The following is a 16,367-nucleotide window of genomic DNA, read 5'->3' as shown; positions in this document are numbered from 1 at the left end:
TAGGCTTAGAGGAGATATCTAAAAATCAATGCAAGATTCGTGTGACACATGCTTATCGTGAAACAAAATCTTGGATATTATACTAGCTGGCAGATAGAACTTTTGACAGGCCATTAAATATGTTAGATCGATTAACAACGGAACAAAGTAACCCGCATTCGGATCAGATTGATTCTATGAACAGTCTGGAAATTGTTCAGTTAATGAATGCAGAAGATGCGAAAATCACAGCAGCTGTTGAGAAAGAAGCAAAGACGATTGCAACTGCGATTGATCTGATTGCAAATGCCTTTCTCAAAGGGGGCCGTCTGATTTATATGGGAGCGGGCACTTCCGGTCGGCTTGGTGTGCTGGATGCCAGTGAGTGCCCGCCCACATTTAATAGTCCTCCTGAACTCGTAGTGGGGTTGATTGCCGGTGGTGAATCGGCATTGACGAGTGCAATTGAAGGTGCCGAAGATCATCCCGAATTTGCGATCGCAGACCTGAATCAAATCGATTTCCATCAGAATGATGTCTTGGTAGGGATTGCGACCAGTGGGCGGACCCCTTATGTGATCGCTGGTTTAAAGTATGCACAGGAACAGGGAGCCCAGACAATTGCAATAACGTGCAATCAGGAAAATCAACTGGCAGAGATTGCGAACTTAACCATCTGCCCGATAGTGGGGCCGGAAGTGATTACAGGCTCAACACGCTTGAAAGCGGGGACAGCTACTAAGATGGTGTTAAACATGTTAACGACGGGTGCGATGGTTCGTATCGGTAAAACGTATGGGAATTTGATGGTTGATTTGCGTGCGACGAATGAAAAGCTCGTAGATCGGTCGATCCGCATACTGATGGCATTTACCAATTTGTCACGAGAAGAAGCGGAGCCGGTGCTTGCATCCTGTAAGGGAGAGTTAAAAACGGCGATTGTGCATGTGATGCGTAGGGTTTCACCAGAAACCGCGAGGGAGCTGCTCAAGCAGACCCAAGGTCATCTGCGGCAAGTACTGGAAGAAACGGCTTAATTGATACGGAGCTTAGCAGGTTCCTCTTTCTCAGTAGAAAGCAACAAGTCATGACTTTGCAATCGAAACGACTGATTCTGGGGATTGATGGAGGTGGTTCCAAGACGCTGGCTTCTTTGGCAGTTTTTTCTTCCAGGAATGAATTTCAGGTTGTGGGGCAGGGAAGAGCCGGTGCTTCCAATCTGAATGCAGTGGGCCTCAAATCGGCGACGACTGAACTGGAACTGGCAATTGAGCGCGCGTTTGAATCTGCTAAAGTTTCACCTCGGTGCGTTTCATACTTGTGTATGGGAATGTCGGGAGCAGGGCGAATCGAAGAAAAGGAAGCCTGGACAAGTTGGAATCAGGAAAACAGAATCGGTGACCGGATCAAGATTGTAACGGATGCCGAAACGGTATTAGCGGCAGGTACACCAGGGGGAGTTGGCATCAGTCTGATTGCGGGAACCGGTTCTCTGGCTTATGGGAAAAGTCAAATTGGAGATATTGCCCGTTCAGGAGGCTGGGGGTATCTTCTGGGAGATGAAGGTGGTGGATACCGGATTGCCATGACGGCGATCAACGCGATTTTAAAAGCCGTTGATGGGCGGGGATCAGAAACCGCGTTACAGGGTTCATTTCTGCAAACACTGGGATTGCCTGATCCGCAATCTTTGATCGGATTTGTGTATCGATCTGAAAACAATCGCAGCGAAATCGCCGCACTCTCAAAACTGGTCTTTGAGGCATCAGAAGCAGGAGATCCTGTTGCGCGTGCGATTTTGGATCAAGCGGTCGATGATCTGGCGCAACTCGTAAGCGCTGTGGTCTTTCGTCTCAATTTTTCAAGCGGTGGTTATACACTGGCGCTGACCGGAGGCACTTTGCTCCATCAGGAGAGTTATCGCGATTCATTATTGGAGCGATTGGCTCAATTCAATGTTGAGCCTATGTCTGTGGAATGTGTAGACGATCCCAGCCTGGGTGCCATTCGAATTGCTGCCGAGTTGTTAAATGGCTCTACGTGAGCCTCGTATCAGAACTTATTCTGCCGGGAATTCGTGGGGGAATTGCAGGTGTTTGATTGAGTAAGGCGAGCATTGCTGCTTCCAGCCGCCATCGACGGTGATTGAAGTTCCTGTCAGATAGCTGGCATCTTCGCTGGCCAACATGGCAATGGTTTGCGCTATTTCACAAGGCTGTGCCCAGCGCCTTAACGGGATCATATCTTCTGAGACCTGGCGAATTTTAGCACCGGTTGTTTGTTGATCATCAGTGGCAATGTCTTTTCCCATCGCGGTATCAATGGCTCCCGGATTGACACTGAGTGCGCGAATGCCTGAGGGGCCATACAATGTCGCGAGTTCATAAGTGAGAGAATCGAGGGCTCCTTTAGCGGCGACATATGCAGGGCTGATGCCAGCTGCCATTTGTGATTGAATGCTCGATACGTTAATGATGACTCCGCGTCCTGCCGGTTCCATATGAACGGCGCACCACTTTGCCAGGAACGCAGGGGCAGTCAGACAGACTCTCAATGTTTTTTCCCAACTGGCCAGTTCAATGTTTCTGAGTGTCGTGATTTCGCGCCAGGCAGCATTATTAACGAGCACATCGATGCGGCCCCAGGTACTGATACACTGATCAACGGTAGATTGTGCATATTCAAGATCCGATAGGTCACCGAGACAAGATAGGAACTCTCCTCCCCTTTTCTGAATCCGATTAGTGATCGGTTCTAATTCATCTGTGGGGAGTGCCAGCAACACACAATCGTAGCCTCGCTCGGCAAAGCAGACCGCTGTTTCTCCACCGATTCCTCCTGCTGCACCCGTAATCATGGCAACCGGTCGTTCATTCATTATTTGCCCTCGCTTGTTCCGTCTCAAGAATGACCGCCAGCCATTCGTCTTTTTCGACATAAGGCAGCGTACGAAGTCCGAGAATGACTCCTGTTTGATTCGTAATGACGCTTGTCTTTTCCTCACCCATGACAGAACAAATTGATCCCAGCACATCGCCGACTTGAACTTGATCCATCAATTGCACCGCAGGTTCAAAGAAGCCTGCGACCGGTGCATGATTTTGAAGCTGCAGGTGACCACTCTCTTCGCGATCGTCTTCGATGTGATACAGAATTGGTTTTTGTTCAACAGGAATATCTAACATTCCCAGCGCTGACAAGACAGAGAGGCAGCCTGTGGCATAACCTTTGACTGCTTTAGGATCACAGCCACTGCCCCCTCCCCATTCAGCGTAGATAGCGGGAACACCATGATCGCGGGCAGCAGACAAAGAGCGACCATCCAGATGTGCTGAAGTACCCCATACTACGGGCAGATTAAATGCACGCGCCATGTGACGCTGTATTTCCAGGATAGCCGGATCAGGGTGTAGCGTGTACCCGGAAAACGGCGCTAAATTTGAATACAGGCCTCCTGTATGCAGATCGATCAGATAGTCCGCGGCTTGAATCAACTGAGTGACTTCGTGAGCAATTTGCTGGGTGATCGATCCTTCTGGTGAGCCAGGAAACGTACGTGCCAGATCGAGATCATCCGGGCCGCGCCGATTGATGCGCTCATAGGCGGGTTGGTTGACGACCGGAACCAGTGTCACGCGGCCCGAGAGTTTCTCAGACGAAATTTGTGTTCGCAGTCGTCTGACCGCAGCCATCGGCTCATATTCATCACCGTGAATGCCTCCGAGAATCAGGACATGTTTTCCCGGTTGACTCCCTTCAATGGTGAACGACTCAAACAGTTTCTGATTCAACATTCAAGTTGATTCCTCAATGGTGATGGACGAGTTAAGTATTGAAAAGGTGCTCTATTTCGGGGAATTTGCATTCCATTCGATTTTGGCGGAACTGCGTAATTTCTGAATCGTCTTGTTCCAGAGTGCTCGGGAGAGAAGTTGGAATATTTCGCCTCGTACATCTTCCAGGCTGAATTGACCAGAGTGTTTTTTATTAAGCGTCACGATGTGAACACCGAAAGGAGTCTGGAAGGGAACGCTTATGTTACCTTCTTTCAATGCGAATACCTGCTGTGTTAAAGCCAGTGGCATTTTGCCGCGATAAGCAGAAGTCACCAATTTTCCACCCTCATTTTTACTTGGTGCCTCAGAGTGTTGAGCGGCTGCTTCCGCAAACGTGATTTTTTCAGCCAGGATTTTTTCGCGGAGGTCTGACAGTTTTTGTTTGGCTTGTTGGATCGTTTCCGGCTTCGCATTTGGCGGTAACTTTAACAGGATATGGCTGGCTTCAACGCGTGTTCCATCCAGTTCTTCCCGATGTTGGTCGAAGTATTCCTGAATTTTGGCAGGTGTGATTTCGCGTTTTGCGTAAATATTCCATGACAGAGGAAGGGCAATCGCGGCGCGCAGTTTTTCAGGTGTGAACCCCATCTTGGTGAGAACCTGTTCGGGATTATCCCCTTTTTTATGAATCAATTTTTGTACCTTTAAAACACTTTCATCAAGCTGCTTTGGTGGGACCGTGATTTTTTGTTGAGCGAGAAAGTCTTGAATCAGACGTTGATCGACCAGACTTTCTAAAACTTGTTTTTTTGCAGATCGAGTACCACCGGCTATACCTCGGGAAAGATAAGCAAAATCCAGATCGGCCTGAGTAATCGCATGGCCGTTAACCGTGACGAGCACTTTCTGGGAACCGTTTGTCTGTTTTTTCTTCTCGTCTGCAAACAGCGAAATGCTAGTGAGAGATGTGAACCACATAGCAATAATGCTGATATTCAGTATGATGCGAAGACGAATTGGCATTGTGATTGCTTCCTGCAATTAAGAATGAAACAAAGGATCAAATCGAGTGGTTTTTTGGGTAGAAGACGTTCATTGTAATTTGTCGAGATTACGATGTGGAGATATTATGGCATTTCCTTCCCATACTGTCAGTGTGAATCAGCCTTGGAAAATAATGAATTTCAAAGTTGGTCTTACATGGGAAACTCTCTAGAATCGTGCCATTCGAGTACCAGGGCATTCACGAGGTGATCGAAATCAGCATTTTACTATTCCCATTTTCTCATTTTCGAGTTCTATGAAGGGGACCAATCAATGTGGTCAACATTATTTGCACAAGAGAAGGACGTTATTGCTCCCGTAGATACCATGACGAGAGTCAATAATGTCTGGAAACAAGTTAACGAATTTCTGACTACCCAAGGTTTAAATCTAGCTCTCAATATTTTTGTGGCATTGCTGATTTTTTTCGTGGGGAAGTGGATTGCCGGTCTGTTGACCCGTTTTTGTAGTCGGTTGATGCGGCAGGCAAAAGTGGACGAAACGTTAGCGCGATTTATGGCGAATATCATTAATGCCATTTTGCTCGTTGTGGTGATTCTGGCAGCACTTTCTCAATTGGGTATCAACACGACGTCATTGGCGGCAATACTGGCTGCAGCAGGCTTTGCTGTGGGAATGGCATTGCAGGGAACGCTAGGTAGCTTTGCCTCTGGGGTGATGTTGATTCTCTTCAAACCATTTAAATTCGGTGATTTCATCGAAGCGGGTGGTACTTCTGGGGTTGTGGAAGAAATTCAAATTTTTTCGACGCATTTGCGGACTGTTGACAATATTGCGATTGTGGTTCCGAATGCCGAAATTACTAAGGGTATCATCAAGAACTATTCTAAAAAAGAAACCCGACGCATTGATCTGGTCATTGGTTGCGGATATGACGATGACTTGAAAACAGTGAAATCATTTTTAGAGGAAGTCATACGTAATGAGGTACGAGTTTTAACTGATCCAGAACCAGTTGTTGCCGTGAATGAATTAGGAGACAGCAGCGTCAATTTTGTGGTGCGTCCCTGGGTTAAGAATGCGGACTACTGGGATACCCGCTGGGATTTGATTGAGGCAATCAAACTGGGCTTTGACGAACGTGGATTTAATATTCCTTATCCAACACGCGATCTCCATCTTTACAACGAAGCATCAGCTGCGAGTTCCTAATTTTGAAGCTCTGACAATTAAAACAGGTAAAAACCTCGGGACGGGAGTTTCGAGGTTTTTTACATGATGTTACCAGTTTGATTCCATGATCAACTGACAGAATCAAGTGGGCTTTTTCACTGATTGTCGTTTTAAAAAAATGTGTCTTAAAATCTGTCAGGTATCGACTTTCGAGCAACTACAGCAGGTTCTGATGAGTCCTAATCATTATAATCTTCATAAACTGTTCACTGTTCTGTTCTACTTCATCTTTTGCTTTGCACCCATTAATATCTAATATCACCTCCCTCAGATGGAGTCTGATTCGTATTAAGGGGACTCGGTTTTTCTAAGTTTTAGTTGATCTGCGACAGAAAATCCGTTTCATAGTGATAATTCATATTCAATCTGAATTTGCCATAGAGAAGCCAAGTTTAGGAACCCGAGTTTCCGGTTTAAAATGACTCGATTTTCAATTATATACCTCCACGCATGTTCTCTAGGTGTGACCTATAGTTAAAAGGAATTCAATTCAAGATACATTGTTTTTTTAATTATTTTCGTCTTAACTGGTTATCCTCTAAAGTTTTAATTTGTGCGACATATACCCGGTTGATCAATAAAGGTAGTTGCCAACTCAAGCAGGCCCGAGTTGTCTTCTATTTGGTCAACCGGGTCTATTCATTGGGAGCATAGGCATATTTCCCTTTCGGGTTTCATATATGAGACACATGGGTAATTTTATCAAAGATGAAAAAATGAATACTATAAACTGCCAGAGCGTTTGTAATTACACGAAAAATGCGTATTATATGAAATAACAATGACAGACTGGTACGGGCCTGAATTCGCTTTCGAGATGAAGTTCCATTGCTTTTTGGACTCATATAGCGATCTGCCGTTGTTCATTTCCTTTCTTTCAAATACGTAGAGCGACCATGCAATCCCCACACAGACCAAGCCTATTGAGAAAAATGAATGTTCGTAAGGTTTTGGAAGTTATCCAAAGTCAGGGAACATTAACACGTGCCGATGTAATGCGATGTTCTGGAATCAGTGCTCCCACGGTCTCCAAAGCCGTCAGTGCACTTCTTGATGCCGGACTACTGGAGGAACGGGAGACGGCAGAGTTTTCTGTTGGTCGTCCTGGAAAACTACTACAGCTTCCTCGTTTTAGTGCCCAGGTCATTGGTGTAGTGTTGGAATGGGATTACTGCTCGGTGGTTGCTTCCGGCTTGGACGGCCATTTGCATGAGGAGAAACTAGATCGTTTCAAGACACCGAAAACTTATGAGGAATTGATCGAAACGATTTCGAACAAAATCCTCAATCTGGTCGAAAAGCAAGAGATCCCAGCTTTAGGAGTGGGAATCACTGTTCCCGGTCTGGTCAACAGTAATGATGGTCGGATCTTTCTGGCATCAAACCTGCACATTGTGGACGGGCAGGCGCCTGCTGCTGATATCGCCAGTCGTACTAAAATGGAATGTGTTCTCGTTCAGAAATCAACATCGTTGTGTCTTTCTGAAAAAACATACGGTGCGGGGCAGGATGTCGACGATTTTATCAATCTGGATGTGACCTCCGGTTTCGGGATGGGAGTTTTCACTGGAGGACAGTTACTGGCTGGTCAGCATGGTCTGGCTGGTGAAATTGCACATATCACAGTCGAACCCGATGGTGGGCGCGTTTGTGGTTGTGGAAATGTGGGTTGCCTGGAGACAGTCGCGACTGATTTAGCCTTGACACATTATGTTTCAAAACGAGTTGGTAAGGACTTGGATTTTGATGCGATTGAAGAACTGGTAAAGCAGGGCGAACTTGATATCACACCCGAATTGGATCGGACGATTGAATTCCTGGCGATTGGTGTCGCAGCAGCGATTAACATCTTTAATCCTTCTAATATCTTTGTCACGTCTCGGTTGTTTGACCTTGATGAAGATGCGTTCAACAAGTTAATTGAGAAAGCAAAGAATCGGGCATTGAAACCTTCATCGAATTCTTGCGAAATTGAGCGTTCCAAAGGCAATAAATATCTGGGAGCCGTAGCCGGAATTATTAACCATCTGGCGAACGGATTGGGGCCACGCCTGACTTAGCGCAGAAAAGAGAGCAGAAACATGCCACCTTCTGCAGATGAGATTGCTCGTGAATTCTTTCAGGAGTCAATTCATTTACTTCAACAGTCGCTCCACAAAATTCATCATTGTTTGGACCAGCTTAATTTCGATCAGCTCTGGTGGCGTCCTGAGCCGGAACTCAACAGTATTGGCAATTTGATGCTCCACCTATGTGGAAACTTAAATCAATGGGCCGTATGTGGAACCACCAATTCAAAAGATGAGCGTCAGCGCGAGCAGGAATTCAGTGCGGATACCAAAATCTCGCTGGAGGAGATCAGGGCGAAGCTGGATCAAACGGTAGCCCAGGCTTGTGAGGCCATGCAGTCTCTCTCTGCTACTGCTTTGCTGGAGCGTCGCACCATTCAGGGATTTTCTGTGACGGTGATTGGTGCGATTTCACACACCGTTCCCCATTTTGTTGGCCACACGCATCAGATTATCTTCTTGACACGACTGCAAAAAGGGACAGAGTATCAGTTCGACTGGTCGCCTGATTCGCGCCGGGAAGGTGTTCCCATCTAGAACGCGTCCACCTTTACTGGAGTGGCTTCTACCTATTATACTCGTCTCAACCATTGGCTCCTGGAGACAGGCTGGCGAAATATGTAGACGTACTGCTGTTGATAGAAGACATTAGACCAGAGGTGTTAGTGACATGTCCCGCAAGGCCAGGAGGTCTGATAAAAAATCTCACAGAGGGGCCTCTACTTCACAGAAGGAAGTAAAGACGCAGTTCGCTGCGAGTTCTACTCAGCCTGGCTCAGATTCGTTCGAATTGGGCAGCAAGCGCATTTCAACTTCCGAACTCTTTTTTTTAACCGTTTTAGTTCTGTGGTCTTTTTTAGTCTCCTGTTTCCCACTGAGAAATATGGACATCTGGTGGCATTTGCGGACCGGTGAGTTAATTTTAGAGCGTGGCACAGTCCCGTATTATGACTGGTTTACTTTTGTTGATTTTGATCGACCTTGGATTGATCTGCATTGGGGTTTTCAGCTTTTAGTGACCTGGCTCTATCGCTGGGGAGGCGTTGATTTATTAATTTTGACCAAGGCCTTCTGTTTAGCTTTGACGATTGGAATCGCCTGGTTCGCTTCAGGTAAATTCATCCCCTCCTGGTTGAAAGCCCTGCTGTGGATCTTACCTGTGATTTGTATTTCCGGTCGTTCGCTGGTTCGTCCGGAGATGTTATCGTTAGTCTATCTCTCCTTTTGGATGTATGTCCTCAGTCGCGCTGCTGCTCAACCGAAACTAATCTGGCTGATACCCCTGATCACTTTATTCTGGGTCAACAGTCACGCGCTCTTTGTGTTGGGATTGGTAATTAGCGTCTTGTTTGTCGTCGATCATTTGGTTCGTACTTGGGCGCAGGGTCGTTGGGGGTTGGATCTGCCGAATACTTCGATTTCAGGAATGACCTTTGTCAGAGTCGGTGTATTTACGATTCTCGCCTGTTTTCTGAATCCCTATCTGGAACAAGGTATTTTATTTCCCTTAACGCTGTATGAAAAGTTTTCCATCGATCAGGCATTTTATTCCGTTCGCGTTGGGGAATTTCAACCGCCCCTCGATTTCATCAGGAAAAATGGTTTGCGAAATCTATATCTGATTTCACAAGTCGTTTTAGCCTTATTGACACTGGCCAGCTTTTTTCCGTTGTTGGTAAAAAAGCGAGTGAATCTCTTCCGCATTCTGTTATTCATCGCGTTTACACATCTGGCATGGAAGGCGTCGCGAAATACAGGTGTGTTTTCATTGATTTCCGGTATTATTCTAGCCGACAACATCTCTGATTGGATCCGTTTGTCTCTTGCTCAATCTTCTGTTACGAAGACCGAAGCTGCCAGTCATGCTACTGCAAACAATCGGAGACTTTCACTAGGCAAGGCGCGTTGGCAGATCGTGTCAATTTGCACGTTTCTCTTTCTGATTGGCAGTTTATGCTTGGGTTACTGGAATCGTTGGGGAGGCGAGGGAAGAGTTCTGGGTTTAGGTGAACAGGAAGCATGGTATGCGCACGCCGCTTCAAAATTTGCAGGACAACCTGGGATGCCCCAGCGCGCTTTTATTTCGAATATGGGACAAGCGGCCGTCTATATTTTTCATAATGGTCCGGAGAAGAAAGTCTTTTTCGATGGACGTCTCGAAGTGAATACCAAAGAGACCTTTCAATTATACGAAGAAATCAAGCAGCTGATGTCTGCAGGAAAGGCTGACTGGGCGTATTTACTGATGGATGAAGAAGGACAACTTCCGATCGTCATTCTGGATAGTCGTTATTCACGAAACGAAATTCGAGGCATGGGCGCGAATCCTGGATGGCGTCTGGTATTTGCCGATCCGGCTGCCGCTGTGTTTCTTGATCATAAGACGGCAACTCGTTTAAAGTTACCGGAGGCCGATCCCACACCTCTATTTCAGCCACCTGGAATGCAGATCCGTCAATGAGTTTTTCTATTGTCCGTTTGCTGGTTCCCAAATCAGTCTAAATTAGGACTCCAGAGAGAGCTTTCACTTGCAAAATCGTAACCTGCAGTGGACAGTAGAGAAACTCGATTTGAGTTCCTCTGTCTGTTGCTGATTGTGGCAGACAATTTTTTTTCTATATTCGAACGAAGGGAAACACCATGAGTTATTCTCTGATCAGAAAAAAACTGGTCTGTGTGGTGGCATTGATTTTGTTTTCACAAGCCTTCAATGTAGCACAGGCGCAGGAAGCACAACAACAGGTACATAAGACGCCACTTGCAAAGTTAGATTTGAAGTCTGGAGATTCCATTGTCTTTTTGGGAGACAGTATCACACATCAATGTCTCTATACTCAGTATGTGGAAGACTTTTTCTATACACGATATCCCCATATGCGTTTGAAGTTTCATAACGCCGGAGTGGGAGGAGCCAAAGCCTGGGATGCGCTAGCTCGGTTCGATCGTGATGTGGCTGCCTACAAACCAAAGTATGTGACTATTTTACTGGGAATGAATGACGGTCAGTATCAACCTTTCAATGAGGCGATCTTCCAGACCTATTACAAAGATATGAAGGAGCTGATCACAAAAATCGAATCGATTGGTGCGCAGCCGATTTTGATGACTCCCACCATGTTTGATGCACGGGCCGCGCGACTGGAGAAAAGAAAGCGGAATCCGGCAAGTGTCGAATTATATAACTCTGTATTAGCCTATTATGGAACCTGGTTGCGCGAGGTAGCAGCCGAATCGGGCTTTGGTTTTGTTGACATGTATAGCCCGCTGAATAACATCACGTTGATAGCGCGCCAGAAGGACCCCACGTTTACAATCATTGAAGACGCCGTGCATCCCGATCCCCCGGGACAGGTTGTGATGGCTTATGCTCTGCTGTCAGACATGAACGTTCAACGACAGGTGTCTCGAATTAACATCAGTAAAAAAGCCAATGGTGAGCCAACAGCCACTGCCAGAGGTGGCAAACTCACCGATCTGAAGTTTAACGAAGATGGTGTCTCCTTCACCTGGCTGTCGAAGAGCCTACCCTGGGTTGTTCCAGCAGAGGCGCAACTGGGTGCCGAGTTAACGAAGCTCGGCCATCGGATGAGCCAGGAATCATTATCGATTCATAATCTCCCGGCGGGCCGTTATGAGCTTTCGATTGATGGTCAAGTAGTGGGGCAGTATTCGAACATCGCATTAGCACGTCATATCGAGTTGCAAAGTAACGCGAAAACACCACAGTACCAACAGGCAATGGAAGTGGCGTTGTTGAATAAAGAACGAAACGATGGTCCTGTTAAGAACAAACGCAACAGTTGGCGCGCGTTTCAGACGTATGCACGTATCAAGCGAGAACTGGATGCGCAGACCGGTCAGAAGGATGAGCAGAAAGCAGCTCGACTGAAAAAACTGGAAATGCAGCTTAAAAGTCAAGAAAAAACGATTCAAGAAAGCGAGGCTGCCAGTCTGGCATTAGAGGATAAAATCTTCAAGGCCAATCAGCCGGTCGCTCGCAAGTATGTCTTGAAAAAAGTGGTCGCTCAAAAGAAGAAAAAATGATTCTGATGGGGACCAAGCTACAGATACTTTAAGAAAGCGATCACAGCCTGAAGTCGATACACTTCAGGCTGTTTTTTATTGGTGCAATTTCGTAAACTGACCTCTTGCACGCGGCAACGTTGCGACTCTGAGCGGTTGCTTTCTGACCAGTGAGATCAGACCAGGAATATGAAGGTTAGAGCCACTGAGAGTGGCAGCAAAACCGCACAGCTATAGGCCATAAATCCAAAGAAGCTGGGCATGCGAATGTTATTCTTTTCGGCAATGGCTTTGACCATGAAGTTGGGGCCATTGCCAATGTAAGTCATCGCTCCCATAAAGACAGCTCCCAAACTGATGGCAACCAGTGAGATCTCATTGACTCCCGCAACAGCTGCACCATTTGTACCGGCGGCTTTCGCTGTTTCAAAGAAGACGACATAGGTGGGGGCATTATCGAGAAAGCTGGAGAGAATGCCAGTTGCCCAATAAAATTTCCAGGGAGAATCAATTCCCAATGAAGCACCATTGACATTCAAGATCTGTACGGGAGCCTGCATACAAATAAAGATACCGACAAACAGGGCTGCGACTTCCAAAATCGCATCGTAGTTGAAGGAGTTTTGTTCGCGTATACTTTTTGAAGTCGTTACGAGTGAAACTCCTGCAAGCACAAACATGCAGACTTCGCGAAAGAAATGCGGAGCGTGCCACTCTGTGCCGGGGACAGGCTTGGAGGGATCAAACAGCGCGACACAGAAGATCACCAGGAGCAACCAGAGGAAGTTAATACCTCCTCTGAGTGAAAATGATTCAATTGTTTCAGGTGGCGCTTCGACTTTTTCCTTGTTTTCTTTTTTGTAGCGCACTGTATCGAACAGAAAATAAATCACCAGTAGAGCAAGGTTCATCGCCAGCCACATGGGCCAGAGAGAAAGTGTCCAGGTAAAGGGAACACCTCTGAGAAAACCTAAAAATAATGGTGGATCGCCAATGGGCAGCAAACAGCCGCCCGTATTACAAACCACAAAAATAAAGAAGATTACCGTATGCGCAACGTAATCGCGTTTTTCATTTGCTTTTAAGAGTGGGCGAATGAGTAACATCGCAGCGCCCGTGGTTCCAATAAAACTGGCAATGGCGCCACCGATGGCGATGATACCTGTATTCAAGGCAGGGCGGCCGACAAGATGGCCGTTAAAGGCAATCCCTCCACTGATGACATACAGACTAAACAAGAGTGCAATAAACGGAACGTACTCGACCAATAAAGCATTTTTAAGAACAACGATGGCTGCGGGAATTCCAGGCTCAGATAGTTCATGCGTCCCGTGGTCAACCACTCCATGACCGTACAGGAACGTATAGTAGAGTAAAGTGACCAGCCCCAGACTGACGGCAACCAGCAGACGGTTTTTATTATGTTCCCACCATTCTTCCGTTTTATGAATTAAGGGGAGAAAGGCAATACATAACAGCAGAGCAGCAAAGGGAATCACGCTGTAAAAGGCAGGTGGTTCTGCGGTTGCATGATGATCGTCGTGTGGCGCTTCCGTTGTTGATACCAGATATGTGGCTTCCAGTTGCGCGTGTGTACCAGCGATTAAGTTCATCTCAATCGCCCTCCGTATTTTAAGGGGATTATTGTTATCAGTTTAAAATCCGAAATCCGTTTCCGGCTTGTATTATGTGAATAAGATTCAGTCTTATTCATAGTCGTTTAATAAAATCGTGGATTATGGCATGATCAGTGGCAGTGTACAATCTCTAGGTCGGCGTGATTTTAGATTGTGCTTATGATTTTACAGGTTCCTGGTGACGTTCTTCAATCGGGGCCGCGCTGTCCTTCGTCTCTGCGAGGTACTGTTTAACCAATTCGGCAGTATGAGTGCTCTCCAGAAGCTCCAGTGTGATTAAGGTTTTGCCCAGAGCGATTGGTGGTTCGATCTGTAAAGCAAGGATATAGGCAACCTGTTCTTGAGTGAGCAATTTCTGCTGAATCGCAATTTCGCCAAATCGTTGGCCATTTTCTTTTTGAAGATTCAGAATTTGGGAGACTTCTTCAGCCGTGAGTAACTTTTCTGCAATGGCAAGTTCACCAAGCTTAACGAGTGGTCCTTGTTTAGGGCATTTCAGAAGTGCTTTGGAAATCGTAGGAATATCGAAAATCTTCTTGGTGACCAGCCAGCGACTAAATCGGGAACGTTTGACCAATTGCTGAAGTTCCCGATCTGCTTTTCTAATGATAGAGCGGACATGTACCTGGTTTCTTCCGTTTGCTTTGGATTCGTACATCGCTTCGTCTGCTTCAGCGATCAGTCGTTCTGCCAAGCCTGCTGTGTTACGAGTTGGAATGCCGACGACTGCACCCAAACTGGCTGTGATTGGTACTTGTTTTCCTTCAAATTCGATCACTTCGTTTTCAATCAGAGTACGTATTCTTTCTGCTAATTCCCGAATACCATTTTCTGTAGGATTGCTGACCATCACAACGAATTCTTCACCACCATAACGGCAAAAGACGTCAGAACGGCGTGTCGACTCATCGGCAACTTTAGCAACGCGCTGCAATACCAGGTCACCAAACTGGTGGCCATAAGTGTCATTTAATTGTTTAAAATGATCAATATCCGCAAACACAATTCCGATCGGTGTTGCTGTGCGTGCACAATTATAAATTTCCTTTTCGAACGCTTCATTGAAAAAGCTTCGATTATAGACTTTTGTCAGAGGGTCATGAACGGCTTTACTCTGTAACTGTTTATTTTCTGTTTCCAGTTGTACCTTTTGTTCTTCGATCACTGCTTGACGCGCAGAAGCCTGGGTAGAATCAACCTGAGCTTTCATAGTCAATCGGACTAATTGTTCGTTGGCGGTGGCCATAATTTCGTAAGGTGATCCGATATCATCCATGTTGACCTGGAACACCTGAGCGGCTTCTTCGAACCGTGCCTGGACGCTTTCAAGGAAACCGTGCAGATCATTGTGGGGCATCTCAAAGAATTCAGTAGTCAGATCTTGAAGACGCTGCAAGGCGAGACCACTGTTGGGAGAACAGAAATAGTCTCCGATGGCAGCTGATGTGGCGATCGTAATAATCGCATTAAATTCGGGATCGGATTTGAGTGCCTGCAGTTCTTCAACGGTATCATGATGATGTCGAATCGCTGTTTTGAACTGTTCTGACATCTGCCAGCGTTCCATCATTTTCACACCGACTTCAGCATGATTGATGCCCAGCATCTCTGTTTCAAGTTCTGCGGTGTCTCTTTGTTGTTCTTCGGCCTGTTCCAAGACCTTCACAAGCTCATCGGGAATGGATCTCAGCATAGCGAGATGGCCAATGTCCTGAAGCAAACCAATCAGGAAGCTGTCATGTTGTAATTCATTTCCCAGTTTTGCGGCTAGTAATTCTGCTGCCGCTGATTGGACTATAGACTGCTTCCAATAGGAATCGAACCGCGATTTGAGTGGACCTTCAGTGATTGCCGATTCCGAGAGAGAAAAGCTCAACGCGAGCGAGGTGACAACCATTGTTCCCAAGAGAGGAACAGCGCGCTCAATACCTTTGCATTCGGATCTTAAACTAAAGAACGAAGAATTACTGGCTTTCAAAATTTTTGCAGTGATTGCTGGATCGGCTTTGATCGTCTCAATCACATCTTTGATATCGGTATCAGAATCTTTCGAAAGTTCCAATAATTTTACAGCGACTGCAGGTAAGGTCGGTAATTGATCTGAAGACCAAATTTTTTCAGGAGAAATCATTATCTAAAACCTTTTTGGCAATGCAATTCAATGAAAAATGTGGTCGTTTTCAGAACAAGAATCTTTCTAGCTGGCTCTGGATTACTTCGAGCAGATTAGAAGTGATACTACGTCTGATCAATCACTGCATCCCTGAACTACACTATGCGTTTGATGTAACCCAGCGTTCCAACTTACTTTTCAAACTGTCTGGTGTAAACGGTTTGACAAGATAGTCAGAAACACCAGCCTGAATCGCGGTGACAACGCGTGCACGTTCTGCTTCGGTTGTAATCATGATCACAGGAATGTCTTTGTTACGCTGGCGAATTTCTTTCAGGAGTTGAAGTCCGTCCATATTCGGCATGTTCCAGTCGCTGAGTACGATATCGAATGTGGCGGCTTCAAAGCATTCTAATGCTTGAACTCCATCTTCTGCTTCTGTCACATCTTCAATGTTCAATTTCAACAAGCAACGCTTTTGGATCGTTCTCATTGTCCCAGAGTCATCAACAAGTAAAACTTTCATTGGAAT

General features: G+C 46.1%; 13 protein-coding genes. 7 read left to right on the top strand and 6 right to left on the bottom strand.

Annotated elements, in window-relative coordinates:
* Nucleotides 1–119 precede the first annotated feature (119 nt).
* Nucleotides 120–1,016 carry an N-acetylmuramic acid 6-phosphate etherase gene (gene murQ, locus V202x_RS09795; RefSeq protein ID WP_145173686.1) on the top strand — a complete coding sequence of 299 codons (897 nt, stop codon included), beginning with the start codon at nucleotides 120–122 and terminating at the stop codon, nucleotides 1,014–1,016.
* Between the two features lie 50 nt (nucleotides 1,017–1,066).
* On the top strand, nucleotides 1,067–2,023 hold the full coding sequence (locus tag V202x_RS09790; protein ID WP_145173683.1) for an N-acetylglucosamine kinase: 957 nt from the start codon (nucleotides 1,067–1,069) through the stop codon (nucleotides 2,021–2,023).
* A gap of 15 nt (nucleotides 2,024–2,038) precedes the next feature.
* Here the strand turns inward: V202x_RS09790 and V202x_RS09785 are convergent, their stop codons facing one another.
* The 3 genes from V202x_RS09785 to V202x_RS09775 are packed head-to-tail and all read right to left on the bottom strand — an operon-like array spanning nucleotide 2,039 to nucleotide 4,778.
* Entirely contained in the window at nucleotides 2,039–2,857 is an 819-nt protein-coding gene (locus V202x_RS09785) for an SDR family NAD(P)-dependent oxidoreductase (protein ID WP_232098927.1), read from the bottom strand.
* Nucleotides 2,850–3,773, bottom strand: a complete 924-nt coding sequence (locus tag V202x_RS09780) for a succinylglutamate desuccinylase/aspartoacylase family protein (RefSeq protein ID WP_145173677.1) — start codon at nucleotides 3,771–3,773, stop codon at nucleotides 2,850–2,852. The genes V202x_RS09785 and V202x_RS09780 overlap by 8 nt, the downstream gene beginning before the upstream one ends.
* A 51-nt stretch (nucleotides 3,774–3,824) precedes the next feature.
* Nucleotides 3,825–4,778 (bottom strand): peptidylprolyl isomerase, encoded by a 954-nt coding sequence (locus tag V202x_RS09775; protein WP_145173673.1) that lies wholly within the window; start codon nucleotides 4,776–4,778, stop codon nucleotides 3,825–3,827.
* Between the two features lie 294 nt (nucleotides 4,779–5,072).
* Between V202x_RS09775 and V202x_RS09770 the strand changes: the two genes are divergently transcribed.
* The 5 genes from V202x_RS09770 (at nucleotide 5,073) to V202x_RS09750 (ending at nucleotide 12,106) form a co-directional block, all read left to right on the top strand.
* Entirely contained in the window at nucleotides 5,073–5,972 is a 900-nt protein-coding gene (locus V202x_RS09770) for a mechanosensitive ion channel family protein (protein ID WP_145173670.1), read from the top strand.
* A gap of 953 nt (nucleotides 5,973–6,925) precedes the next feature.
* Nucleotides 6,926–8,053 (top strand): ROK family transcriptional regulator, encoded by a 1,128-nt coding sequence (locus V202x_RS09765; RefSeq protein ID WP_197993313.1) that lies wholly within the window; start codon nucleotides 6,926–6,928, stop codon nucleotides 8,051–8,053.
* Between the two features lie 21 nt (nucleotides 8,054–8,074).
* Nucleotides 8,075–8,599 carry a DUF1572 family protein gene (locus V202x_RS09760; protein ID WP_145173664.1) on the top strand — a complete coding sequence of 175 codons (525 nt, stop codon included), beginning with the start codon at nucleotides 8,075–8,077 and terminating at the stop codon, nucleotides 8,597–8,599.
* Nucleotides 8,600–8,945: 346 nt separating this feature from the next.
* A complete protein-coding gene (locus V202x_RS09755) occupies nucleotides 8,946–10,523 on the top strand; it encodes a hypothetical protein (protein ID WP_145173660.1) in 1,578 nt (525 codons plus the stop codon).
* Nucleotides 10,524–10,702: 179 nt separating this feature from the next.
* Nucleotides 10,703–12,106 carry an SGNH/GDSL hydrolase family protein gene (locus V202x_RS09750; protein WP_145173657.1) on the top strand — a complete coding sequence of 468 codons (1,404 nt, stop codon included), beginning with the start codon at nucleotides 10,703–10,705 and terminating at the stop codon, nucleotides 12,104–12,106.
* A gap of 155 nt (nucleotides 12,107–12,261) precedes the next feature.
* Here the strand turns inward: V202x_RS09750 and V202x_RS09745 are convergent, their stop codons facing one another.
* The 3 genes from V202x_RS09745 to V202x_RS09735 form a co-directional block, all read right to left on the bottom strand.
* Nucleotides 12,262–13,698 (bottom strand): sodium:proton antiporter, encoded by a 1,437-nt coding sequence (locus V202x_RS09745; protein WP_145173654.1) that lies wholly within the window; start codon nucleotides 13,696–13,698, stop codon nucleotides 12,262–12,264.
* A gap of 181 nt (nucleotides 13,699–13,879) precedes the next feature.
* Entirely contained in the window at nucleotides 13,880–15,853 is a 1,974-nt protein-coding gene (locus V202x_RS09740; protein ID WP_145173651.1) for a GGDEF domain-containing protein, read from the bottom strand.
* Between the two features lie 142 nt (nucleotides 15,854–15,995).
* The gene (locus V202x_RS09735; protein ID WP_145173648.1) at nucleotides 15,996–16,361 is read right to left on the bottom strand and encodes a response regulator; all 366 of its coding nucleotides are present in this window, start codon (nucleotides 16,359–16,361) and stop codon (nucleotides 15,996–15,998) included.
* Between the last annotated feature and the right edge of the window lie 6 nt (nucleotides 16,362–16,367).

It is taken from the genome of Gimesia aquarii (genome assembly GCF_007748175.1).
Lineage (GTDB): Bacteria > Planctomycetota > Planctomycetia > Planctomycetales > Planctomycetaceae > Gimesia > Gimesia aquarii_A.
Note: the sequence above shows the minus strand (reverse complement) of the source record. Positions and strands in the feature narration are given on the sequence as shown.